Annotated in this window: 21 protein-coding genes and 7 tRNA genes; 17 read left to right on the forward strand and 11 right to left on the reverse strand. The window is 41.1% G+C overall.

Going from position 1 to position 22,187, the window contains the following annotated elements; genetic code table 11:
* Positions 1–90 precede the first annotated feature (90 nt).
* Both PR834_RS09165 and PR834_RS09170 read left to right on the forward strand, forming a co-directional pair.
* Positions 91–696 carry an RpoE-regulated lipoprotein gene (locus PR834_RS09165; protein ID WP_050763802.1) on the forward strand — a complete coding sequence of 202 codons (606 nt, stop codon included), beginning with the start codon at positions 91–93 and terminating at the stop codon, positions 694–696.
* A 242-nt stretch (positions 697–938) separates the two neighbouring features.
* A complete protein-coding gene (locus PR834_RS09170) occupies positions 939–1,838 on the forward strand; it encodes a Dyp-type peroxidase (RefSeq protein WP_112308280.1) in 900 nt (299 codons plus the stop codon).
* A 65-nt stretch (positions 1,839–1,903) separates the two neighbouring features.
* Here PR834_RS09170 and PR834_RS09175 read toward each other — a convergent pair whose 3' ends face one another.
* Positions 1,904–2,317, reverse strand: a complete 414-nt coding sequence (locus PR834_RS09175; protein WP_112308281.1) for a type II toxin-antitoxin system HicB family antitoxin — start codon at positions 2,315–2,317, stop codon at positions 1,904–1,906.
* 49 nt (positions 2,318–2,366) lie between these two features.
* Entirely contained in the window at positions 2,367–2,552 is a 186-nt protein-coding gene (locus PR834_RS09180; protein WP_262961155.1) for a type II toxin-antitoxin system HicA family toxin, read from the reverse strand.
* A 322-nt stretch (positions 2,553–2,874) separates the two neighbouring features.
* Between PR834_RS09180 and PR834_RS09185 the strand changes: the two genes are divergently transcribed.
* The 5 genes from PR834_RS09185 (at position 2,875) to cysM (ending at position 7,936) form a co-directional block, all read left to right on the forward strand.
* Positions 2,875–3,897: a sulfate ABC transporter substrate-binding protein gene (locus PR834_RS09185; RefSeq protein WP_196732342.1), complete on the forward strand. Its 1,023-nt coding sequence runs from the start codon at positions 2,875–2,877 to the stop codon at positions 3,895–3,897.
* Positions 3,897–4,727, forward strand: a complete 831-nt coding sequence (gene cysT, locus PR834_RS09190) for a sulfate/thiosulfate ABC transporter permease CysT (RefSeq protein WP_004264883.1) — start codon at positions 3,897–3,899, stop codon at positions 4,725–4,727. Before PR834_RS09185 ends, cysT begins: the two co-directional genes overlap by 1 nt.
* Positions 4,727–5,587 (forward strand): sulfate/thiosulfate ABC transporter permease CysW, encoded by an 861-nt coding sequence (gene cysW / locus PR834_RS09195; RefSeq protein WP_272536605.1) that lies wholly within the window; start codon positions 4,727–4,729, stop codon positions 5,585–5,587. Before cysT ends, cysW begins: the two co-directional genes overlap by 1 nt.
* Before the next feature lie 2 nt (positions 5,588–5,589).
* Positions 5,590–6,678: a sulfate/thiosulfate ABC transporter ATP-binding protein CysA gene (gene cysA / locus PR834_RS09200; protein WP_004264880.1), complete on the forward strand. Its 1,089-nt coding sequence runs from the start codon at positions 5,590–5,592 to the stop codon at positions 6,676–6,678.
* Between the two features lie 373 nt (positions 6,679–7,051).
* Complete coding sequence (gene cysM, locus PR834_RS09205) at positions 7,052–7,936, forward strand: cysteine synthase CysM (protein ID WP_036958988.1); 885 nt, start codon at positions 7,052–7,054, stop codon at positions 7,934–7,936.
* Between the two features lie 98 nt (positions 7,937–8,034).
* Here the strand turns inward: cysM and crr are convergent, their stop codons facing one another.
* From crr to cysZ, 5 genes are all read right to left on the reverse strand, one after another.
* Positions 8,035–8,544: a PTS glucose transporter subunit IIA gene (gene crr, locus PR834_RS09210; RefSeq protein ID WP_004264878.1), complete on the reverse strand. Its 510-nt coding sequence runs from the start codon at positions 8,542–8,544 to the stop codon at positions 8,035–8,037.
* Between the two features lie 48 nt (positions 8,545–8,592).
* Positions 8,593–10,320 carry a phosphoenolpyruvate-protein phosphotransferase PtsI gene (gene ptsI / locus PR834_RS09215; protein WP_004264877.1) on the reverse strand — a complete coding sequence of 576 codons (1,728 nt, stop codon included), beginning with the start codon at positions 10,318–10,320 and terminating at the stop codon, positions 8,593–8,595.
* A gap of 140 nt (positions 10,321–10,460) precedes the next feature.
* On the reverse strand, positions 10,461–10,718 hold the full coding sequence (gene ptsH, locus PR834_RS09220; protein WP_004264876.1) for a phosphocarrier protein Hpr: 258 nt from the start codon (positions 10,716–10,718) through the stop codon (positions 10,461–10,463).
* A 352-nt stretch (positions 10,719–11,070) separates the two neighbouring features.
* Positions 11,071–12,024 (reverse strand): cysteine synthase A, encoded by a 954-nt coding sequence (cysK, locus tag PR834_RS09225; protein WP_004264875.1) that lies wholly within the window; start codon positions 12,022–12,024, stop codon positions 11,071–11,073.
* 226 nt (positions 12,025–12,250) lie between these two features.
* A complete protein-coding gene (cysZ, locus tag PR834_RS09230) occupies positions 12,251–13,015 on the reverse strand; it encodes a sulfate transporter CysZ (RefSeq protein ID WP_004264874.1) in 765 nt (254 codons plus the stop codon).
* A gap of 218 nt (positions 13,016–13,233) precedes the next feature.
* On the opposite strand from cysZ, the gene zipA reads away from it, so the two are divergent.
* The 4 genes from zipA to PR834_RS09250 all read left to right on the forward strand — a co-directional run bounded on the left by zipA (position 13,234) and on the right by PR834_RS09250 (position 18,050).
* A complete protein-coding gene (zipA, locus tag PR834_RS09235) occupies positions 13,234–14,217 on the forward strand; it encodes a cell division protein ZipA (protein ID WP_110591949.1) in 984 nt (327 codons plus the stop codon).
* A gap of 57 nt (positions 14,218–14,274) precedes the next feature.
* Positions 14,275–16,290, forward strand: a complete 2,016-nt coding sequence (gene ligA, locus PR834_RS09240) for an NAD-dependent DNA ligase LigA (RefSeq protein WP_144141668.1) — start codon at positions 14,275–14,277, stop codon at positions 16,288–16,290.
* A 278-nt stretch (positions 16,291–16,568) separates the two neighbouring features.
* Positions 16,569–17,753, forward strand: coding sequence for a NupC/NupG family nucleoside CNT transporter (locus PR834_RS09245; protein WP_004264869.1), 1,185 nt, complete (start codon positions 16,569–16,571; stop codon positions 17,751–17,753).
* Positions 17,754–17,834: 81 nt separating this feature from the next.
* The gene (locus PR834_RS09250) at positions 17,835–18,050 is read left to right on the forward strand and encodes a DUF3820 family protein (protein WP_094961728.1); all 216 of its coding nucleotides are present in this window, start codon (positions 17,835–17,837) and stop codon (positions 18,048–18,050) included.
* Here the strand turns inward: PR834_RS09250 and PR834_RS09255 are convergent.
* Entirely contained in the window at positions 18,047–18,466 is a 420-nt protein-coding gene (locus tag PR834_RS09255) for a MarR family winged helix-turn-helix transcriptional regulator (RefSeq protein ID WP_004264867.1), read from the reverse strand. The two genes, PR834_RS09250 and PR834_RS09255, sit on opposite strands and share 4 nt — an antisense overlap.
* Before the next feature lie 120 nt (positions 18,467–18,586).
* Between PR834_RS09255 and PR834_RS09260 the strand changes: the two genes are divergently transcribed.
* The gene (locus PR834_RS09260; RefSeq protein ID WP_262961156.1) at positions 18,587–19,339 is read left to right on the forward strand and encodes an SDR family NAD(P)-dependent oxidoreductase; all 753 of its coding nucleotides are present in this window, start codon (positions 18,587–18,589) and stop codon (positions 19,337–19,339) included.
* Between the two features lie 70 nt (positions 19,340–19,409).
* Here the strand turns inward: PR834_RS09260 and PR834_RS09265 are convergent.
* The 3 genes from PR834_RS09265 to gltX form a co-directional block, all read right to left on the reverse strand.
* Positions 19,410–19,485: transfer RNA gene (locus tag PR834_RS09265), tRNA-Ala, on the reverse strand.
* Positions 19,486–19,527: 42 nt separating this feature from the next.
* A tRNA-Ala gene (locus tag PR834_RS09270) sits at positions 19,528–19,603 on the reverse strand.
* Positions 19,604–19,779: 176 nt separating this feature from the next.
* Entirely contained in the window at positions 19,780–21,201 is a 1,422-nt protein-coding gene (gene gltX / locus PR834_RS09275; RefSeq protein ID WP_272536606.1) for a glutamate--tRNA ligase, read from the reverse strand.
* Between the two features lie 423 nt (positions 21,202–21,624).
* Here gltX and PR834_RS09280 point away from each other — a divergent pair.
* From PR834_RS09280 to PR834_RS09300, 5 genes are all read left to right on the forward strand, one after another.
* Positions 21,625–21,700 (forward strand) — tRNA-Val (locus PR834_RS09280).
* A 26-nt stretch (positions 21,701–21,726) separates the two neighbouring features.
* Positions 21,727–21,802: transfer RNA gene (locus tag PR834_RS09285), tRNA-Val, on the forward strand.
* Positions 21,803–21,836: 34 nt separating this feature from the next.
* Positions 21,837–21,912 (forward strand) — tRNA-Val (locus PR834_RS09290).
* A gap of 36 nt (positions 21,913–21,948) precedes the next feature.
* Positions 21,949–22,024: transfer RNA gene (locus PR834_RS09295), tRNA-Lys, on the forward strand.
* A gap of 32 nt (positions 22,025–22,056) precedes the next feature.
* Positions 22,057–22,132 (forward strand) — tRNA-Lys (locus tag PR834_RS09300).
* Positions 22,133–22,187: the final 55 nt, after the last annotated feature.

Here is a 22,187-nt window from a genome sequence, read left to right on the forward strand (position 1 = left end):
TTAATTGACTATTTATTTAACTATTCATGGGAATGTTTTGATAAATAGATTGTCACAATATGCATTATGCGACTCATAAAAGAGGATGATATGTCCCAACATGCAAAGTTGAATAGAAATAATGGATTATCGCCGTTGTTGAAGGCTTCTCTACTCTGTGGAACAGTTCTGTTATCAGGGTGTGCGGGTGTGAAATTCTTTTCGCCATCGACTTGGTTTAGCGGCCCACTGGTGGTTTCTAGCTCAGGACTTGGTCAAGTGACTAGTTTTACACCAATGCAAGCGGATATCATTAAGAAACAACTTGATGACCGCTATACATTACGCAGTGGTATGCAAATGGAAAATGGGGATGTGGTCACAATTTTCCAAGGAATGGATGATAATGAAGTAAAATTAGAAATAGTTGGCCCAGAGCACGGCTATGTATCACGAATTATAGTGAGTGACCCCGATATTGCAACTGAATGGGGGCCGACAGTGGGTACTGAATTTAGTGAAATTTATCAAAAAGCATTCGGTATTTGCGGTCTAGGCGAGCGAGTCAATGACGTTCCAACCATTGAATGTAATTCACCGCAATCAAGTAAAGTGGTTTACCGTTTTACAGGTAAGTGGCAAGGGCCAGAAGATTTAATGCCTTCAGATGATGACCTGAAAACATGGAAAATCTCGCAAATTATTTGGCATAAATAATCTCATTTCGTTAATAATATCGTCAGGGCTATCTATACTGGCGATATCTTTCCATTAGTGTTTCTTTTTCCTTGTTTTCAAAGAAATTTACCCTTTCTTAAATTTTCTTTCTTATAATAGACCGGAAACCTATATTCCCTTGCGTTAAAACAAGGTGAACATCATAGCGATAAGATAAGATATTAAAATCGCTTATATAAAAAATAGGTTATATAACATATTCATTTTACGAGGTTTACCGTATGTCTCATTCTCAAAGTGGTATTTTGAAAGAACATAGCCGTTTTGGTATTTTTATTGAAGCGCAAGTGCAAGAGGGAACTCTGGATGAAGTTAAGTCTGGATGTAAAAGCTTTGTCGAGGCTTTAACCAAATTACAAGCGCAATACCCAGATGATCGCCTTGGTGCAGTTATCGCGTTTGGCTCTGATATCTGGAAACAGCTCGGTAAGGCAAATACTGCTCCTGAATTGAAACCATTTCGCACTCTGGGTAAAGGGCTTGCTCCCGCCACTCAACGGGATATGTTTATTCATATTCAATCACTGCGCCACGATATTAATTTTTCTTTAGCACAAGCTGCTTTAAAAGCATTTGGTAAATCTATCTCTGTGGTTGAAGAAATTCATGGATTTCGTTGGGTAGATGACAGAGATTTAAGTGGTTTTATTGATGGAACAGAGAACCCGCAAGGGGAAGAAATTGCAGAGGTCACATTAATCGAAGACGGTGAAGATAAAGGCGGAAGCTATGTTTTAGTCCAACGCTATGAACACGATTTACGAAAATGGGATCGTTTTTCGGAACATGAACAAGAAAAAATGATTGGCCGTACGAAAAAAGATAGCGTTGAATTAGATGAAGATGCGCGCAATGTCACCTCTCATGTCTCACGCGTGGTGATAGAAGAAGAGGGTGAAGAGCTTTCAGTCATGCGTCACAGCTTGCCATATGGTACAGCAAGCGGCAAACATGGCTTATTCTTTATCGCTTATTGTGCAAGGTTACACAATATTGAACAGCAGTTACTCAGCATGTTTGGTGAAAAAGATGGCAAATACGATGATTTGCTGCGTATGACGAAAGCCGTTTCGGGGAGTTATTACTATGCTCCGTCGATTGAGACATTGACGTCTCTTTGATCAATAAGTTGCCGCAAGGATGCGGCGATTGATAATTATTTATGTAATCTATTATTTTCAATGTATTAATCGGTTTTTTTTAATTCTTTACGAGCTGCAACAGCAATAAAACCACTACGGCTACCATATTCAGGATTAACCTTCACTAAAGCATCAATACGATGTAATAAACGATGCGGCAAGGTGATATTAATACGCTCAGTACGGCCATCGTATTTATCCATATCGACATCCACAAATAACCATATCCCATGCGCATATTCAGGTTGTATTGGGTTCAATAGCGTTTGCTGAGATTTCGATAATGGGATCTCAAAGCCTTTTTCACTCAATAATTCAAAATGAGCATCAATTGCTGATTTTGCTTCTGCGTAAGCCTCTTCTATATTGCTGCCCGCGAATGTACATCCTTCAATATCAGGAAACCAGCCACTTGCGCTGCCATCATTATCAATTTCAATAAAGGCGGTATAAAGCATTAGGTTATCTCCATTAAAGATAGCGCTCATGCGTGAACGCTTTTCTTATTTAATGTTTTAGTTTCGCAGCCTTCAAAATGTGATTTAGTGTGCCTATCTTTAAATCTTTTTGTGGATGCGGAACAGTAATTACAATTGAAAAATGTGGGTGGGAAAACTGATGGTGACTTCCTCTTATTCTTTCAAGTTTCCAACCGTTTTTTTGCAGTATGTTTATCAGTTCCGAACTTTGCACGATCCCTCCATTTCGTTAACTGATATACACATAATACACACTCTGAAGAGCGCTTACAATATTTAAAGTGTGTGTTATGTGTATAAAAAAGAGAGAGGGGGAAAATGTTTAAGGTGTCTTTGCTTCGCTAAACTTAAAAATGAAACGCATTCATATCACTAACTAATTAAAAAATCAGTTAATTTTCCTGCTTATGACGTTCATTTCTTTGTTATTCTAATTTGATATATAAAAAGTTGATTGATAGCTACACAGTTATAACCAAAACATATACAGTGGTTCCAATGTCAGCCATTTGGGTTTAGTTACGAATAGGTGTGGAATGAAAAAATCATTTTTGAAAAAAACAGCACTAGCGAGTTTGGCAACGGTATCATTACTCGGAAGCTCACCATTAGTTGCAGCTGAACTGCTTAATAGCTCTTATGATATTGCCCGTGAATTATTTGTGGCGTTGAACCCTTCATTTGAAAAACAATGGAATGAAGCCCACCCTGACGACAAACTCACGATTAAACAATCACACGCCGGCTCATCAAAGCAAGCTCTGGCTATTTTACAAGGGCTGAAAGCGGATGTGGTGACCTATAACCAAGTCACGGACGTGCAAATTTTGCATGACAAAGGGAATTTGATCCCTGCAGACTGGCAAGCTCGCTTACCAAATAATAGCTCGCCTTATTATTCAACAATGGCGTTTTTAGTTCGTAAAGGAAACCCTAAAGGGATTAAAACGTGGGATGATTTAGTCCGTGAAGATGTTAAATTAATCTTCCCGAACCCAAAAACTTCAGGAAATGGCCGTTATACCTACCTTGCGGCATGGGGCGCTTTTAATCAAGAAAATAAAGATGATAAAGCAAAAACCCGTGAGCAAATGAAACAGTTTCTGAAAAATGTAGAAGTATTTGATACCGGTGGGCGTGGCGCGACGACGTCATTTATTGAACGGGGGCTCGGTGACGTCCTTATTAGTTTTGAATCAGAAGTGAATAATATTCGCTCTCAGTATGGTGAATCAGACTACGAAGTTATTGTACCGCCGGTGGATATCTTAGCGGAGTTTCCCGTCGCTTGGGTCGATAAAAATGTACAAAAAAATGGTACTGAAGATGTCGCTAAAGCTTACTTAAATTATCTCTATAGCCCACAGGCCCAAGAAATCATCACTCAGTACAATTACCGAGTGAATGACAAAGCGGTGATGAGTGCGAATAAGGATAAATTCCCAGAAACTCAGTTGTTTACAGTTGAATCACAATTTGAGAGCTGGCCAAAAGTAATGGACATTCATTTTGCCACCGGTGGGGAATTTGACCAATTAATGGCTGAAGGGCGCCGTTAATGAATCGTTCAGGAAAGCGTTTTTTGCCAGGCTTTGGGCTAACGCTAGGTAGCAGCCTTTTTTATACCTGCTTGATTTTGCTATTACCCATGAGCGCTTTGGTGATCCAATTATCGGAAATGACATGGCAGCAATATTGGGCTGTCATTAGTTACCCGCAAGTGGTTGCCGCGTACAAAGTGACGTTACTGTCTGCATTAGTCGCAAGTTTGTTTAATGCGGTGTTTGGCATGTTATTAGCGTGGATTTTAACGCGTTATCGCTTTCCTGGGCGTTTGTTTTTAGATGGTTTAGTAGATTTACCCTTTGCATTACCTACTGCGGTAGCGGGGCTGACATTGGCAACCCTGTTTGCAACCTCGGGCTGGTATGGGCAATATCTGCACCAGTTTGATATTAAAGTCGTCAATACTTGGCTGGGAATTGCGGTTGCGATGGCTTTTACCAGTATTCCGTTTGTTGTGCGTACGGTTCAACCTGTGTTGGAAGAGCTAGGCCCTGAATACGAAGAAGCTGCTCAAACCCTAGGTGCGAGTCGTTGGCAAACCTTTCGTCGAGTGATACTGCCAGAGCTTTCACCGGCCTTATTAGCCGGAACGGTTTTGTCCTTTACACGGAGTTTAGGCGAGTTTGGTGCCATTATATTTATTGCGGGTAATATTGCGTGGCAAACCGAAGTTGTCTCATTAATGATTTTTAGTCAGCTACAGCAATTTGATTACCCGGCAGCCAGTGCTGTGGCTTCAGTTATTTTAGCGGTTTCATTGTTACTTCTATTTAGTGTTAATTTAGTACAAAGCCGCTTTGGTAAACGGTTGGGGGGCAAGTAATGGCGCAAATTACACCAATTCACTCTACTAGCCGTACCCAAATTAACTGGGGGAAATGGCTACTAATTGCGATAGGTTTATTGTTTTCGTTTTTACTATTAGTGATTCCAATTGTTTGGATATTTATTACTGCATTTCAAAAAGGGTTAGATGCCGTTTTACTGAATTTGGCAGACCCAGATATGCTACACGCTATTGGTTTAACAGTATTAATTGCTTTAATTACCGTTCCTGTAAATTTAGTTTTTGGCACCATGATGGCGTGGTTAGTGACACGATTTCAATTTCCTGGTCGCCAATTATTACTCACCTTGGTAGATATCCCGTTTGCGGTTTCACCTGTTGTTGCGGGTTTGCTGTACTTACTTTTTTATGGCTCGAACAGCTGGTTTGGTGGGTGGCTTGAAGGTTTTGATATCCAGCTAATGTTTTCATGGCCAGGTATGGCGTTAGTGACCATTTTTGTAACGTGTCCATTTGTCGTACGTGAGTTAGTGCCCTTGATGTTAAGCCAAGGTAGCCAAGAAGATGAAGCCGCGGTGTTACTGGGAGCGTCAGGATGGAAGATGTTTTGGCGTGTGACATTGCCCAATATCCGCTGGGCATTATTGTATGGCGTGGTTTTAACTAACGCCCGTGCAATCGGTGAATTTGGTGCGGTTTCGGTGGTTTCAGGAGCTATTCGTGGTGAAACATACACCTTGCCATTGCAAGTTGAACTATTACATCAGGATTATAATACAGTAGGGGCGTTTACGGCCGCAGGGATCTTAGCACTGCTGGCAATTATCACCTTAATACTTAAAAGTGCATTGCAGTGGCATTTAAGTCGCCAGCAATCTGAATCAGGAGTCCATTAATCATGAGTATTGAAATTGAAAAAATCGGTAAGTTATTTGGTAAAACCCAAGTACTCAGCGATATTTCACTGGATATTGCATCGGGTGAAATGGTTGCCTTATTAGGGCCTTCCGGTTCAGGAAAAACAACCTTATTGCGGATTATTGCTGGGCTTGAGCAACAAAGTCAGGGGTTATTGCGCTTTCATGGTCACGATGTTAGTAAAATCCATGCGAAAGATAGGCATGTTGGCTTTGTATTTCAACACTATGCACTATTTCGCCACATGACAGTGTTTGATAATGTGGCATTTGGTTTAACGGTTTTACCCAGAAAGCAGCGCCCATCAGCTCAGTCTATTAAAGATAAAGTAACAAAATTGCTGGAAATGGTTCAACTCGCCCATCTGGCTTCACGTTACCCCGCGCAACTTTCAGGGGGGCAAAAACAGCGTGTGGCACTGGCAAGAGCTTTAGCCGTTGATCCACAAATTTTATTATTAGATGAACCTTTTGGTGCGCTTGACGCACAAGTGCGTATTGAATTACGCCGTTGGTTACGTCAATTACATGATGAATTAAAATTTACCAGTGTTTTTGTGACTCATGACCAAGAAGAAGCCATGGAAGTTGCAGACCGAGTGGTGGTGATGAGCCAAGGTCATATTGAGCAAGTTGGCACACCGAGCGATATTTGGCAGCGACCAGAAACCCGTTTTGTGCTTGAATTTATGGGGGAAGTGAACCAAATTTCTGCCCACATCAAAGGTTCAACATTAAATATAGATGGCTATGAATTCCCCCTTAACCATACCAGTGTTCAACAAGGTGAAGTCGACGTATTTTTACGTCCTTGGGATATCTCATTACAAGCTGAAGTGGATGAACAGCACCGTTTACCTGTTAGAATTACAGAATCGGGGCCAAGAGGGCATTTTTGGCAATTAACCGTTCAACCATTAGGTTGGGGGAAAGAGCCTTTGTCAGTGATTTGGCAGTCCGAAAAAACGATACCAACGCGAGGTGAACGTTACTTTTTAGGTAGCCAGCAGGCAAAGATCTATCAAGGAGATCAGGCGTTAATTTTCCCACAACTTGCTGAAAGTGCATGAATATAAAACTCAATAACTTATAACACTAATAAATATATTATTGGTGTTATCTTTTCTATTACTTTCTAGGTATATGACCGATGATTAGACTTTATATTAAAAATATTTAGTCTATTTCCCCTTATGATTAAATCCACCATAACCGATTGATATAAAAGATTTATTTATCATATTTTTATATGAAATATAACTGGTAATTCTATAAACTTATTGTAATATAATATATCAATTAGCTATATCAGAAATAGTAATTAAGATAATCTATTTTTCTAATATTAATGTGAAGAGATTTCAATTTTCACATATCAATATTGGGGTAATATCTTATCTCTATTATTTCTTATTTATATATAAAAATTATAAGGATGGTAAAGTGTCGGCTCTGGAACAATTTATCGGTAATACCCCATTAGTAAAGCTTCAGCGTTTAACACAAGGGATTGAAGCTGAAATTTGGGTGAAGCTTGAAGGTAATAACCCCGCAGGTTCAGTGAAAGATCGCGCAGCATTTTCAATGATTAATGAAGCGCAATTACGGGGTGAAATTAAGCCTGGTGATACGCTAATTGAAGCAACTAGTGGAAATACAGGTATCGCGCTCGCGATGATAGCCGCAGTAAAAGGCTACAAACTGAAATTACTCATGCCAGATAACATGAGCAAAGAGCGGCAAGCTTCAATGCAAGCCTATGGTGCAGAACTCATTTTAGTGAGTACGGCTGTTGGTATGGAAGGTGCCCGCGATTTGGCTAAGGAAATGGAACAAAGAGGTGAGGGGAAAGTTTTAGACCAATTTAACAACCCTGATAACCCATTAGCTCATTTTAAAACAACAGGCCCTGAAATATGGCAGCAAACTAATGGTCGCATTACCCATTTTGTATCGAGTATGGGAACCACGGGGACCATTACCGGGGTAAGTCGCTATTTAAAATCCCAGTCAGATGATGTCCATATTGTTGGGTTACAACCTGCGGAAAAAAGCCAAATTCCGGGTATTAGGCGTTGGTCACCAGGTTACTTACCCGGTATTTTTGATGGCTCATTAGTTGATAGCGTACTGGATATAAACCAGCAAGAAGCTGAAGAGACTATGAGAGCTTTAGCTAAAGTTGAAGGCATCTTTTGTGGAGTGAGCTCGGGTGGGGCGGTTGCCGGCGCGTTAAAAGTGGCGAAAGCTAACCCAGGAGCGGTTATTGTGGCAGTAATTTGTGACCGAGGAGACCGTTATTTATCAACAGGTGTATTTAATGAGTGAGATAATTTAATGGCAAGTTTGTGCTCAATAAAAAATCCCCACAAATGAAAAACCATCAGGCAAGGCCTGATGGTTTTAACTAAATATTGGCAGTTAAGTTATTTCTTAATACGCATGATGACAGTTTCACCGACTGTCACTGAGCCTGTCAGTTTGTTTAGTTCTTTGATTTCGTCCATATTAGAAATGACAACTGGCGTTAGAACAGATTTTGCTTTCTCTTCTAACAGCGCTAAATCAAACTCGATGATTAAGTCGCCTTTCTTCACAGTTTGGCCTTCTTCAGCGATGCGTTTAAAGCCTTCACCTTTAAGTTCAACGGTATCAATACCGAAGTGAACAAATAGTTCTATACCATCATCTGATTCAATAGAAAACGCATGGTTAGTTTCAAATATTTTACCAATTGTACCGTCTACAGGGGCAACGATTTTGTTACCTGCGGGTTTAATCGCAATACCATCACCAACAATTTTTTCTGCGAACACAACGTCTGGAACATCTTCAATATTGACAATCTCACCCGATAAAGGTGCGATAATTTCAATACTGCCACTGCTACTTTTGTCTTCCGAAACGAGTGATTTCAGTTTGTCAAACAGACCCATGGACCTTCTCCTAATCGTTTTATATGGGACCGAACTAATGTGCTGTTCTTAGCATAACGTTTTTTCTTGGATAAAGGTATCTACAAGTTTCATCAATTCATCCGCTGTGGGTTGAGCAAGTGCTTGTTCAGCCAAAGCTTGGGTATCAGTAAAGCTCGCATTGCGAATTAACTTTTTGATACGCGGAATTGAAATTGCGCTCATACTAAATTCATCCAGCCCCATGCCAAGTAGCAATAAGGTTGCACGCTCATCTCCAGCTAACTCCCCACACATCCCAGTCCATTTACCTTCAGCGTGTGATGCATCGATCACTTGCTTAATTAAGTTTAGGACAGCAGGTGACATCGGGTTGTAAAGATGAGAAATCAGTTCATTACCACGGTCGACCGCTAAAGTGTATTGAGTGAGATCGTTCGTCCCAATACTAAAGAAATCAACTTCTTTTGCCAAGTGGCGAGCAATAACAGCTGCGGCTGGTGTTTCAACCATCACACCGACTTCAATTGACTCGTCAAAAGCTTTACCTTCTTCACGTAACTGAGCTTTAAGCATTTCTAGCTCTGCTTTTAGTTCACGAACTTCTTCAACGGAAATAACCATTGGGAACATAATACGCAGTTTACCAAATTTAGAGGCTCTTAAAATAGCTCTTAATTGTGAGTGTAAGATTTCTTTGCGATCAAGACAAATACGAATTGCACGCCAGCCGAGAAATGGGTTCTCTTCTTTTGGTAAATTCATATATGGCAGGTCTTTATCACCGCCGATATCCATTGTACGGACAATAACGGCTTGGCTGCCCATTGCTTCTGCAACGGCTTTATAAGCTTGAAACTGTTCTTCTTCGGTAGGAAGAGAGTCTCTATCCATGAATAAAAACTCAGTACGATAGAGCCCAACGCCTTCTGCGCCATTGCGCTCTGCACCAGCGACATCACGTACAGTACCGATATTCGCACAAACTTCAACTTGATGACCATCAAGGGTGATGGCAGGCAAATCTTTTAATTTTGCGAGCTCTTCTTTTTCTTGTAGATATTCATCACGGAAAGCTTTCAGTTTGTCGATTTCGGCTTCAGATGGGTTCAAGTGGATGGTGTTGTTGACACCATCTAATACAATGAAATCGCCATTTTTAATTTTGCTGGTGGCATCACTAGTTCCAACAATGGCAGGTAACTCAAGAGAACGCGCCATAATTGAGGTATGTGATGTACGGCCACCTAAATCAGTAATAAACCCTAATACTTTATCTAAATTTAGCTGTGCGGTTTCTGAAGGGGTTAAATCCGCAGCCACTAAAATAACTTCTTCGCTGATTGCACTTAAATCAACGATAGGAATATTTAAGATGTTTTTTAATAGACGTTTGCCAATATCACGCACGTCAGCGGCACGTTCTTTAAGATATTCATCATCAAGGGATTCAAGCGCTTGAGCTTGATCTTCAATAACGGAATACGCAGCGGCATCTGCCGTTTTTTTATCGCCTTTGATTAAAGAGACTATTTCTTGTTCCAGCTCTTCATCTTCCAGCAGCATGATATGACCTTCAAAAATCTCAGCTTTTTCGGCTCCAAGATTTTTTTCGGCTTTCTCTTTAATCAAATTGAGTTGTTCGGCTGATTTGTTACGACCCTCAATAAAGCGAGCAATTTCTTTATCAACCTGATCGTCAGCGATTTTTTTTGTGCTAACAACGATAGGATCTTCTTTGAGGATTAAAGCCTGACCAAAAGCAAAACCCGGGGATACTAAAATTCCTGAAATCATAATATTACCTTACTGCTGCTAGTGCTGGGAGTTCTGATGTTGCAGAGACGACAATGAATATAGCCGATTATACAAATGTCCCCGAATGACATCACTCAGGGACATTGAATGAAATCAGTAAATGCTATTTTCGTGCGAAATTATTCTAATTCGCCCATCAGTTTAACTAAATGCTCAACGGCTTCTTTTTCGTCTTCGCCTTCAGCAGAAATTGTCACAACTGTGCCTTGCGTTAGGCCTAAGGTTTGTAATTTAAACAAACTTTTTGCGCTAGCGGATTTGCCGCCAGAAATTAAAGAAATGTCGGAAGAGAATGCTTTTGCTTCTTTTACGAATTGAGCTGCAGGACGAGTATGTAGACCATTTGGTGCCGTAATAGTAACTTCTTGCTGAAACATAGTATTTCCTCAATAACTTTCGTTTTTTTAATTACCCAGCCAATTGTAGATGAAATAGACTAGGTTTGCGTATAAGTTAGATTATTAACTTGAAAAAAGGTTTCCTATTTTGTGCGGTATCAACCCTTTTTCTGTTTTTCTTGCGAACTCGATACTTTTTTCTCGTTGGCAAATTATTTTACTCGCCCTAGAGGTTGGCTAAAAAGTGATTAATTTCGAGGTGCAAAATAATTACTATGTTTAATACTAAACCCCGAATTATAAATCATCTCCATCCGTGCTAAAGTTTGATCTATGCCACAAAAAAAGCACCATTTAGGTGCTTTTTTAACGATATTGTAACGAAGTTATGCTACTCAGCCGAGATGTCAGCAAACAGGGCTGTAGACAAATAACGCTCACCTGAAGAAGGTAAAATAACGACGATATTTTTACCTTTATAGGCAGGGTCTGCGGCAATTTTAGTGGCAGCAGCAATAGCAGCGCCTGATGAGATACCCGCAAGAATACCTTCTTTTTCCATCAGCTCACGAGCCGTTTTGATGGCTTCGTCATCGCTGATTTGAATGACCTTATCGAGTAATTTTAAATCTAAGTTACCCGGAATAAAACCAGCGCCGATCCCTTGTATTTTGTGAGGGCCCGGTTTAATTTCTTCGCCCGCTAAAGCTTGGGTAATAACAGGGGATGTTTCTGGTTCAACAGCCACGATAGTCACATCTTTGCCTTTGGTGTTTTTCAGGTATTTTGCAATCCCTGTAATCGTCCCGCCCGTACCAACACCTGCGACTACAACATCGACATTGCCGTCAGTATCTTCCCAAATTTCAGGCCCAGTGGTTTTTTCATGGATTTCAGGGTTTGCTGGGTTATTAAACTGTTGAAGTAATAAGTATTTTTTAGGGTTGCTATTCACTATTTCTTCAGCTTTAGCTATTGCACCTTTCATGCCTTTTGCCCCCTCAGTTAAAACGAGGTTGGCACCTAATGCTTTGAGTAGTTTACGGCGCTCAATACTCATGGTTTCAGGCATGGTTAACGTCAATTTATAACCTCTCGCCGCAGCGACATAGGCTAAAGCGATACCCGTATTTCCACTAGTTGGTTCAACTAATTCTTTGTCTTTGTTTAGGATACCTTTTTTCTCTGCATCCCAAATCATGTTAGCACCAATACGGCACTTAACACTGAAGCTTGGGTTGCGAGATTCCACTTTTGCTAAAATATTGCCATTACCAAAATGTTTTAGGCGAACAAGAGGGGTGTGGCCAATGGTCAACGAGTTATCATCATAAATTTTGCTCATGGGATATCCTTAAAAATCGGTTAGCCAGTAATGTAATCGGTATTAATTAAAAATAATGAGATGGATTCAACATACGTTAAGAACAAATTAATGCAAATATGATTTGAGTATAAGCTTATAACGAAATGTTATTTTAGATCTAATAGTTCTAAGGAATAATTATAGTGTAACAATAATAAGTAAATAAAAGAGCGCAGGCGATAAACCTGCGCAATGATTTAATAGATTAGTAGCGTGCGTAACGCTCACGATACCTGTCAACCCACATCAATGTTGCACCACAAACTGCAACAGGCATGATCACTAAGTTGACAAAAGGCACCATCATTAACAAGCTAATGACGCCACCAAATTGAACGTTTCTCATCCGCTCTTTGGCAAGCGCCTGCTTCATTTCGTTAAAGCCAACACGGTGGTTATCAAACGGGTAATCGCAATATTGGATTGACATCATCCAAGCACCAAATAAAAACCACAGTACGGGGGCGACTGTTTGGCCAATACCGGGTATGAAAAATAAGATTAATAACCCAATAGCGCGAGGTAAGTAGTAACCGATTCGGACAAACTCGCGCTTTATCATACGAGGAACATCTTTTAATAACTCAGCAACACCGGTATCTGGTGATGGTTTACCCGTTAACTCGGCTTCGAGTTTTTCTGATAACCAACCGTTAAAAGGTGCAGCGATAATATTAGCAACCGTACTAAAAAAATAGGTAAATACGAGCAAAATAGAGATAACAGCGATTGGCCAAATAACATAATCGAGCCATTGTAGCCAGTCAGGAACGTAACTCATCACTTGGGCTATCCAGCCGCCAAGCTTTGTATATAACCACCAAAATGCGCCGCCTAAGAATAAAATATTGGCTAATAGGGGCAAAATAACAAAACGTTTAATACCGGGCCGAGTGATTAATCTCCAGCCTTGTGTAAAATAATAAAAACCAGAATGGTCTTTTTGTGTCGAAAATGTCGATTGGGTCATACTTCTTGTTCTCTCCTTTTCGGTTGACCATGTATCATATAGATATGAAATTAGGCTGACTAGCCATTATTCGCTTAAAAAAGCAGCAAATGAAAGCGGAATATTCTCTTTCTTGTAAGAAAATCGTTCTGGGGGTTGCACTTAGAGCAATTGAGAAATAATCTTAAGGAAGTTTCCGCCGTGTTGGCATTATCATTCATCAACTAGAGATAGCAGCGATGCAGGATTTGCGTCTGATATTAGTGGTCGTAGGTGCGATAGCGATTGTCGCTTTATTACTGCATGGTTTATGGACCAGCCGTAAAGAGCGCTCAAAGTTATTTCGCGACAGACCCGTAAAACGTAGAAAAAACGATATGCAGGAGAATTCATCAGAATATGATGATTCTGCATTATTTACTGAAAATCAACCGACTCAGCAGGCGCCTGTTCATCCCGCTGCGACTGAGCCTGTATATCCGGTAAAAAATGAGTCTCCAGTTGAGCCTAATATACAGCCAAAAGCATCGGTTGAACCTGACATTATTATGAACAAGGAGCCTGAGGCTAAATCGCCGGTTCATAATGAGCCTACGATGCATCAACGTACTGAACCCGTTCATGTACCCGAACAACTCACCATTAATATGAGTGAGGAAGTGATTGTTGAGCCAGCCACTGAAACTGTCGCTGAACCACATATTGATTCAACCAAATTGAGAGAAGAGCCTCAGCCGAGCACCTATGAACAAGAGACGCAGCATATTGAGAAGAAAGCTGAGCCGCAGGAAGATTCTGCTACAACAAGTAGCAAGGAGACAGTCCTGGTACTTCACGTAGCCGCTTTGCAAGGGCAGGAACTTCAAGGTGAATTATTACTGCAAAGTATTTTACAAGCCGGTTTCCAATTCGGGGAAATGAAAATATTCCATCGCCATGTGAACCCGTCTGGTACGGGGCCTGTTTTGTTTAGCTTAGCCAACATGGTGAAGCCTGGCTCATTCGACCCAGAGACAATGGCTGATTTTACCACCCCAGGGGTTTCCATGTTTATGATGGTCCCGTCTTACGGTGATGCAGGGCAAAACTTCAAATTGATGTTGCAAGCTGCTCAACGTATCGCATCAGATGCGGGAGGGGTTGTTCTTGATGACGAACGCAAAATGCTGACACCTCAAAAAATAGAGGTGTATCATGCTCGAATTAGAAACACATTAAGTTAAATAAACGTTGAACAAAACCCCCATTAATTGGGGGTTTTTTATCTGTATGAGTGAATCATGACTACCAAACAAGAAATAGACGAATTAAAAAAACAGTTACGTCATCATGAATATCAATACCATGTATTAGATGCCCCCGAAATTCCAGACGTAGAATATGACAAGTTAATGCAACGTCTAAAAGAGATAGAGGCACAGCATCCTGAACTTGTCACAAGTGATTCACCGACTCAACGTGTTGGTGCCGCACCATTGGCTGCGTTTGATACCGTACGCCATGAAATACCTATGTTATCCCTAGATAATGTTTTTGATGAAGAAAGTTACCTTGCGTTTGATAAGCGGGTAAGAGATCGTTTGAAAAATCATCAAGAACTGACTTTCTGTTGTGAGCTCAAGCTCGATGGGTTAGCGGTAAGTTTGTTGTATGAAAATGGTGAATTAGTACAAGCGGCGACTCGTGGTGATGGGACCGTAGGTGAGAATATTACCGCGAATGTACGAACCATCCGCGCTATCCCATTGCGTTTAAGGGGAAGCAATATTCCTGATCGCGTTGAGATCCGTGGCGAAGTCTTCATGCCCCAAAAAGGTTTTGAAGCACTCAATGAGCAGGCACGTAAAACGGATGGCAAAGTCTTTGCAAACCCGCGTAATGCGGCTGCGGGTTCGTTACGTCAATTAGACCCACGTATTACCGCCAAAAGGCCACTCACTTTTTATTGTTATGGTGTTGGGCTTGTGGAAGGTGGCTCGTTACCGGACACTCATTATGACCGTTTGATGCAATTTAAAGCATGGGGTTTACCGGTTAGTGATTATGTTCAATTACGTGTTGGTCATCAGGCCGTATTAGATTTTTACCATGAAATTGAGCAAGTTCGACCTGACCTTGGCTTTGATATCGATGGGGTAGTCATTAAAGTTAACTCAATTGCTATTCAAGAAGAGTTAGGTTTTGTTTCTCGGGCACCTCGCTGGGCGACAGCGTTTAAATTCCCAGCTCAAGAACAAGTCACATTATTAAAAGATGTTGAATTTCAAGTTGGGCGTACAGGTGCTATTACGCCTGTGGCGCGTTTAGAACCTGTGCAAGTCGCAGGTGTGGTGGTCAGCAATGCGACGTTACACAATGCAGATGAAATTGAACGCCTTGGCGTGCATATCGGTGATACGGTCATTATTCGTCGAGCAGGGGATGTTATTCCACAAATCGTCAGTGTTGTGGTTGACAAGCGACCAACAGATAGCCGTGAAATTGTCTTCCCGACCCATTGCCCTGTATGTGGTTCTGATATCGAACGAGTTGAAGGTGAAGCGGTGGCACGCTGTACAGGTGGGCTTATTTGTGGGGCACAACGCAAAGAAGCACTGAAGCATTTTGTCTCACGCCGAGCAATGGATGTGGATGGCATGGGCGATAAAATTATCGACCAGTTAGTTGAAAAAGAGTATGTCAAAACCCCAGCGGATTTGTACCAATTAAGTGCAGGTATTTTAACTGGCCTCGATAGAATGGGGCCGAAGTCGGCACAGAATCTGGTTGATGCACTCAATAAGTCTAAGCAAACAACATTGGCTCGCTTTATTTATGCCCTTGGAATTCGTGAGGTTGGCGAAGCAACGGCGGCAAACTTAGCAGCGCATTACACCACACTTGAGGCTGTGATGGCGGCGGATGAAGAGTCACTAAAAACCGTTCAAGATATTGGTCATGTAGTTGCGAAACATGTGGTCAATTTTTTCCGTGAACCTCATAACCAAGCGGTGATTGAAGATTTACTGACGAAGGCAAATATTCATTGGCCTGAAGTAAAAGTCGTTAATAGTGCAGAAATCGAGAGCCCATTTGCAGGTAAAACAGTGGTGCTAACAGGGTCAATGAGCGTATTGACGCGTGATGAAGCCAAAGACAAGTTAGTGGCTTTAGGTGCAAAAGTCTCAGGAAGCGTCTCGAAGAAAACAGATTTGGTCATTGCAGGTGAGGCCGCTGGTTCTAAATTAGCCAAAGCAAATGAACTTGGCATACGCGTTATTGATGAAAATGAATTGGTTCGTTTGCTGAATATTTAATAGTGAACTATATTCAATTTGACTTAGTTGCCTACGATCTCTGTAGGCAACAATTTTATACGCAGGTTGTTGTAAGTCTTAACTTAAATTCTCAGTAAAATTTCTGTGCAAAAAAAGCGAATGCTAGGAATTGTTATAGTTGAAACGTGATCCCCTTCTTCTTTTTGCAAAATACACCTAGTAAGCTTTCATATTAATGTGACCTCCGTCTCATTTAAATGTTGTCTATTACATAGAATATGCACATAGACTGATTCTTAAATTTGTTGGAGTCGCATATGACCTCGATCCTGCATTTCGTTTTATCTTTAGTAGTAATTGCCGCTCTTGCCATTTTAGCCAGTAGTAACCGTAGAGGGATCCGTCCTCGCTATGTTGTTCAACTACTGGTTATTCAAATTGCATTAGCTTATTTGTTCTTAAAATCGAATATTGGCGAATCTTTTGTTCTTGGTGTGGCAGGGGTATTTACTCACTTGCTAGGCTATGCAGCAGAAGGGACTAAATTTATTTTTGGTGGCATGATTGAAGGGAACTTAGCGTTCTTCTTCTTGCAAGTGTTATGCCCAATCATCTTTATTTCTGCGTTGATCGGGATCTTACAGCACGTCAAAATTCTCCCTATCGTGATCCGTATCATCGGTACCGTGTTATCGAAAGTGAATGGTATGGGTAAGTTAGAGTCTTTTAACGCAGTCAGTTCATTGTTACTGGGTCAGTCAGAAAACTTTATTGCGTATAAAGACCAATTGAACCGGATGTCAGACCGCAGAATGTACACCATGGCGGCAACTGCCATGTCAACGGTATCTATGTCTATCGTTGGGGCATACATGACCATGTTAGAGCCGCGTTTTGTGGTCGCTGCATTGGTTCTAAATATGTTTGGTACTTTCGTCGTACTATCACTGATTAACCCGTATCCACCTGAAGGTGAAGAAGATATTCAAATGAGCAACCTGCACGAAGGGCAAAGCTTCTTTGAAATGTTAGGTGAATATATTCTTGCAGGGTTTAAAGTAGCGATTATCGTTTCAGCGATGTTGATTGGTTTTATTGCCCTCATTGCGATGATTAACGGTATTTTCTCAGCTGTATTCGGTATCGACTTCCAAACCATGTTAGGTTACGTATTCTATCCATTTGCATGGATGCTCGGCATTCCTGCCGATGAAGCCTTACAGGTTGGCGGAATTATGGCAGTGAAAATGGTAACGAATGAATTCGTTGCGATGGATGGCTTACAAGCGATTGCTGGTGGGTTATCTGAGCGTTCTGTTGGTATCTTATCCGTATTCTTAGTTTCTTTCGCTAACTTCTCATCCATCGGTATTATTGCAGGTGCGATTAAAGGCTTAGATGAGAAACAAGGTAATACCGTGGCTCGTTTCGGTTTAAAATTACTGTATGGTTCAACCTTAGTTAGCTTCTTATCCGCAGCGGTTGTTGGGTTAGTTTTGTAATCCACTAAAACATGTTAGATTAAGAAACGGCGTTCAAATGAGCGCCGTTTTTTTATGCTTTGATACGAAAGAGAAATAACAATGGAAAAACAAGATCTCATTGATATGGCCAATACGTATATGCCATTTGGTAAATATAAAGGCTGTATATTAATTGATTTACCTGAAGAATATTTATTATGGTTCTATAAGAAAGGAGAGTTCCCTGCTGGACGTTTAGGGCAGTTAATGGAGATGACCCTAGGAATAAAAATAGAAGGCTTAGAAGGGCTGGTAAAGCCTTTAAAACGGGGTTAATCGTGGCCTAGTGCGTGAGTAATTTTCTGACTTAAAGTAATAAATAGTTTTTGTTCTTGGGGCGTTAATGCTGCTTTGACCTTAGCTGCATTTTCAGCACGTCCTGTGGCTGCACGCTGCAAAAAATGATGCCCTTTGTCGGTTAAACGGGTGATCAGTTCCCGTCTATCTTCTTCAGATTGATATTGCTCGACAAATTCATAAGATTTCAGAACTCGAAGAAATTTCGATAAATTTTGGCGAGAGAGGCCAAGTGATTGGCTTAACTGGCTTGGTGTTAAATCCCCTTTTAATCTCAATATCTCTAGCACATCATATTGACCCCAAGTTATTTGCTCTGGGGTAAAGCTAACTCTGCGCGCAACTAGCGTACATTGCAGCAGGGAAAGCGCATCTTCAAGAGAATTTGGCATCATGAAAACTCCGTAACATTCAATCTATTGAGTATATATTGATTTTAATAATAAGACGACCAGTTGATTAACTTTAGTTAATTAATTATAGTTAACTAAAGTTAATCATAATTGAGGTGAGCTATGGGGACGTTTAATCAGCGAGTGGCATTGGTTACAGGGGCATCGACAGGTGTCGGTTTTACTATCGCACAAAAGCTGTATTCACTTGGCGCGATAACGGTAATTACGGGGCGCAATGAGGTCGCTTTACAACAAGCCGCTAGAGAGATAGATCCAACAGGACAACGTGTCTATGCCATAAAAATGAATGTCGCAAATGCACAAGACTTTAAAACAACAGTCGAAAAAATTGAGCAACAATACGGTGTTTTGCACTATTTGGTGAATAATGCGGGGATCACTGGACCTCATGGCGTCAATATTGAGGATTATCCTTTAGAGGCTTGGCATGAGGTGATTGAAACCGATATAACAGGGACATTTCACGGTATGAAGTATAGTATTCCTGCGATTTTGCGTAGTGGTGGGGGAGCTATCGTAAATTTATCAGCTTGCAATGGGGTAACAGGAATAGCGGGTATAGCACCTTACACTGCAGCAAAGCATGCGGTACTGGGATTAACACGTTCCGCTGCCTTAGAGAACGCTCAAAAAGGTATCCGTATCAATGCTGTTGGCCCTGGCTATATAGAAACACCGAATATTACTGCATTACCACAGGAAACGCAGCAATGGATGGCTTCTACTCACCCAATGGGCAGAATGGCTACTCGGCTAGAAATTGCTAATGTGGTGGCCTTTTTGTTATCAGAAGAAAGTAGCTTTATAACCGGTGCATTTATTCCTATTGATGGTGGTTATACCGCGCAGTAATTCATAATCTAAAAGATATTATTGATTTAAAATGGAAGAGGTGAATAGTGACTTTTAGTATTTAAATGATTGGTGGAGCTAAGCGGGATCGAACCGCTGACCTCTTGCATGCCATGCAAGCGCTCTCCCAGCTGAGCTATAGCCCCAATCGAAATGTTTTGTATTGTGCCACCTAACAGGGAATTAGATGGTGGAGCTAAGCGGGATCGAACCGCTGACCTCTTGCATGCCATGCAAGCGCTCTCCCAGCTGAGCTATAGCCCCAAACAAAATCTTTTGGACGGGATGCATCATATTCAAGCTAAGTTAGAGTGTCAATAAAATAATAGGGTTTTAGGTTTAATTGCTGAAATATAGAACATTTTGCAATCAGTTGAGTGGAGAAGGGAGGATGAATCAGAGAATTGGCCCCCAATAAATTGAGGGCCAATAATATTAAATTATTGAGCAGAAGCTTCACGTTCAGCGATAAACGCTAAGGCTTTCTCAATACGAGTGATAGAGCGAGCTTGACCGATAGCGTGAACGGTCACATCAAGGCCTGGAGACTGGACAGCACCTGTCACAGCAACACGTAAAGGCATACCCACTTTACCCATACCCACTTCTAATTCAGCGGCAGTTGCTTCGATGGCTTGGTGAACATTTTCAGCCGTCCAATCAGTTATCGCAGCTAATTTATCTTTTACGACTTCTAAAGGCTGACGAGCAACAGGTCGCAAGTGTTTTTTCGCCGCATCAGCGTCAAATTCTTCGAAATCTTGGTAGAAATAGTGGCAAGATTCCGCCATTTCTTTTAATGTTTTACAACGTTCACCAAGTAATTTGATTAGATCAACTAATTGAGGTCCTGTGCTGGTATCAATATTCTGTTGTTCAATATGCCATGCAAGATAGGTTGCAACTTCTTCTGCTGGTAATGAATTAATATAGTGGTGGTTTAACCATTGCAGTTTTTCAGTATTAAACGCGCTTGCTGACTTGCTGATAGCGTCAAGGCTGAAATACTCTTTCATTTCTTCAACAGTGAAAATCTCTTGGTCGCCATGAGACCAACCTAAACGCACAAGGTAGTTAAGAAGTGCTTGCGGCAAATAACCGTCATCACGATATTGCATAACACTAACCGCACCATGACGTTTTGATAGTTTTTTACCGTCATCACCTAGGATCATCGAAACGTGAGCATACACAGGTACTGGTGCCCCTAATGCTTTTAGAATGTTGATTTGGCGAGGCGTGTTGTTGATATGGTCTTCACCACGGATAACGTGGGTAATTTCCATATCCCAGTCATCAATAACCACACAGAAGTTGTAAGTTGGTGAACCATCAGTACGACGAATAATTAAATCGTCCAGCTCTTGGTTACTAAATTCAATTGGCCCACGAATTTTGTCGTCAAAAATAACGGAACCTTCTTGTGGGTTACGGAAACGAACAACGTGCGGCTCATCAGGTGTATGGTTGTGTGCATGGTCACGGCAGCAGCCATCATAACGAGGCTTTTCATTATTTGCCATTTGCTCTTCACGTAACGCTTCTAAGCGCTCTTTCGAACAATAACAACGATAAGCGGTACCCGCATCTAACATTTGGTCAATGACATCATTATAACGGTCAAAGCGTTTAGTTTGATAGTAAGGACCTTCATCCCAATTTAAATTCAACCAGTTCATACCGTCCATAATGGCGTCGATAGCTTCCTGAGTTGAGCGTTCTAAGTCAGTATCTTCAATACGCAGGACAAATTCGCCCTGATTGTGGCGACTAAATAACCAGGAATACAGAGCGGTACGTGCACCACCAACGTGTAAATAGCCAGTTGGGCTTGGTGCAAAACGGGTTTTGATTTTACTCATCGAGATTGCCTTAATTGCAAAACATGTTTTTGAAGCGCTTATCTGTTTACTGTTTAGAAGACTAAAAACAGGCACAATTAACTTGATGGCGAGTTTGATGTTCTAAGCAGTGAAATGTCTAAGCATTGCTAAAATGTATATCTATTCTATCATCCTACAATGATTCCTCAATCAAGTTATCAGGATAGAAGACAAGAAATTAGTTTGTTTCGCCAAATTTGACATAAATAAATGCGCTTTAAAAATAGTTTCTGTTTTTTTCTTAAAAGAATAAAGAGAAAATGATAGGTAATTGATTAAAAAGGCAGCTTTTCTGGTGAATATTGAAACATCTTGATTATTTTTGCAACGAACGAAAAAAATCTATTGAAAAAGCGTTGACTCAGAACTCAGTATCCCTATAATGCACCTCCATCGACGACGGGGCGATTAGCTCAGTTGGTAGAGCACCTCCCTTACAAGGAGGGGGTCAGTGGTTCGAGCCCGCTATCGCCCACCACCGTTGACGATGAAAAATAAATAATTGGGCGATTAGCTCAGTTGGTAGAGCACCTCCCTTACAAGGAGGGGGTCAGTGGTTCGAGCCCGCTATCGCCCACCAATTATTTATTATAATGTAGTATAAGTCATGAAGTGGGCGATTAGCTCAGTTGGTAGAGCACCTCCCTTACAAGGAGGGGGTCAGTGGTTCGAGCCCGCTATCGCCCACCACTTCATCAGTTACTTGCATTGAAACACAATTTAGATGGGTCGTTAGCTCAGTCGGTAGAGCAGTTGACTTTTAATCAATTGGTCGCAGGTTCGAATCCTGCACGACCCACCATCTAAGCAGTAAAAAATCAGATCTTCCAAGATGGGTCGTTAGCTCAGTCGGTAGAGCAGTTGACTTTTAATCAATTGGTCGCAGGTTCGAATCCTGCACGACCCACCATCTCAAGCAAATAATTCAATTTAACAACCACCTAAGTAAACACTCAGTCGTTAAT

The organism is Providencia sp. PROV182, assembly GCF_028480325.1.
GTDB lineage: Bacteria > Pseudomonadota > Gammaproteobacteria > Enterobacterales > Enterobacteriaceae > Providencia > Providencia hangzhouensis.

Excerpts from the sequence above, each read along its gene's own strand:
- PR834_RS09165 (WP_050763802.1), top strand. The coding sequence starts at position 91 with ATGTCCCAACATGCAAAGTTGAATAGAAATAATGGATTATCGCCGTTG.
- PR834_RS09170 (WP_112308280.1), top strand. The coding sequence starts at position 939 with ATGTCTCATTCTCAAAGTGGTATTTTGAAAGAACATAGCCGTTTTGGT.
- PR834_RS09175 (WP_112308281.1), bottom strand. The coding sequence starts at position 2,317 with ATGCTTTATACCGCCTTTATTGAAATTGATAATGATGGCAGCGCAAGT.
- PR834_RS09185 (WP_196732342.1), top strand. The coding sequence starts at position 2,875 with ATGAAAAAATCATTTTTGAAAAAAACAGCACTAGCGAGTTTGGCAACG.
- cysT (WP_004264883.1), top strand. The coding sequence starts at position 3,897 with ATGAATCGTTCAGGAAAGCGTTTTTTGCCAGGCTTTGGGCTAACGCTA.
- cysW (WP_272536605.1), top strand. The coding sequence starts at position 4,727 with ATGGCGCAAATTACACCAATTCACTCTACTAGCCGTACCCAAATTAAC.
- cysA (WP_004264880.1), top strand. The coding sequence starts at position 5,590 with ATGAGTATTGAAATTGAAAAAATCGGTAAGTTATTTGGTAAAACCCAA.
- crr (WP_004264878.1), bottom strand. The coding sequence starts at position 8,544 with ATGGGTCTGTTTGACAAACTGAAATCACTCGTTTCGGAAGACAAAAGT.
- ptsI (WP_004264877.1), bottom strand. The coding sequence starts at position 10,320 with ATGATTTCAGGAATTTTAGTATCCCCGGGTTTTGCTTTTGGTCAGGCT.
- ptsH (WP_004264876.1), bottom strand. The coding sequence starts at position 10,718 with ATGTTTCAGCAAGAAGTTACTATTACGGCACCAAATGGTCTACATACT.
- cysK (WP_004264875.1), bottom strand. The coding sequence starts at position 12,024 with ATGAGCAAAATTTATGATGATAACTCGTTGACCATTGGCCACACCCCT.
- cysZ (WP_004264874.1), bottom strand. The coding sequence starts at position 13,015 with ATGACCCAATCGACATTTTCGACACAAAAAGACCATTCTGGTTTTTAT.
- zipA (WP_110591949.1), top strand. The coding sequence starts at position 13,234 with ATGCAGGATTTGCGTCTGATATTAGTGGTCGTAGGTGCGATAGCGATT.
- ligA (WP_144141668.1), top strand. The coding sequence starts at position 14,275 with ATGACTACCAAACAAGAAATAGACGAATTAAAAAAACAGTTACGTCAT.
- PR834_RS09245 (WP_004264869.1), top strand. The coding sequence starts at position 16,569 with ATGACCTCGATCCTGCATTTCGTTTTATCTTTAGTAGTAATTGCCGCT.
- PR834_RS09250 (WP_094961728.1), top strand. The coding sequence starts at position 17,835 with ATGGAAAAACAAGATCTCATTGATATGGCCAATACGTATATGCCATTT.
- PR834_RS09255 (WP_004264867.1), bottom strand. The coding sequence starts at position 18,466 with ATGATGCCAAATTCTCTTGAAGATGCGCTTTCCCTGCTGCAATGTACG.
- PR834_RS09260 (WP_262961156.1), top strand. The coding sequence starts at position 18,587 with ATGGGGACGTTTAATCAGCGAGTGGCATTGGTTACAGGGGCATCGACA.
- gltX (WP_272536606.1), bottom strand. The coding sequence starts at position 21,201 with ATGAGTAAAATCAAAACCCGTTTTGCACCAAGCCCAACTGGCTATTTA.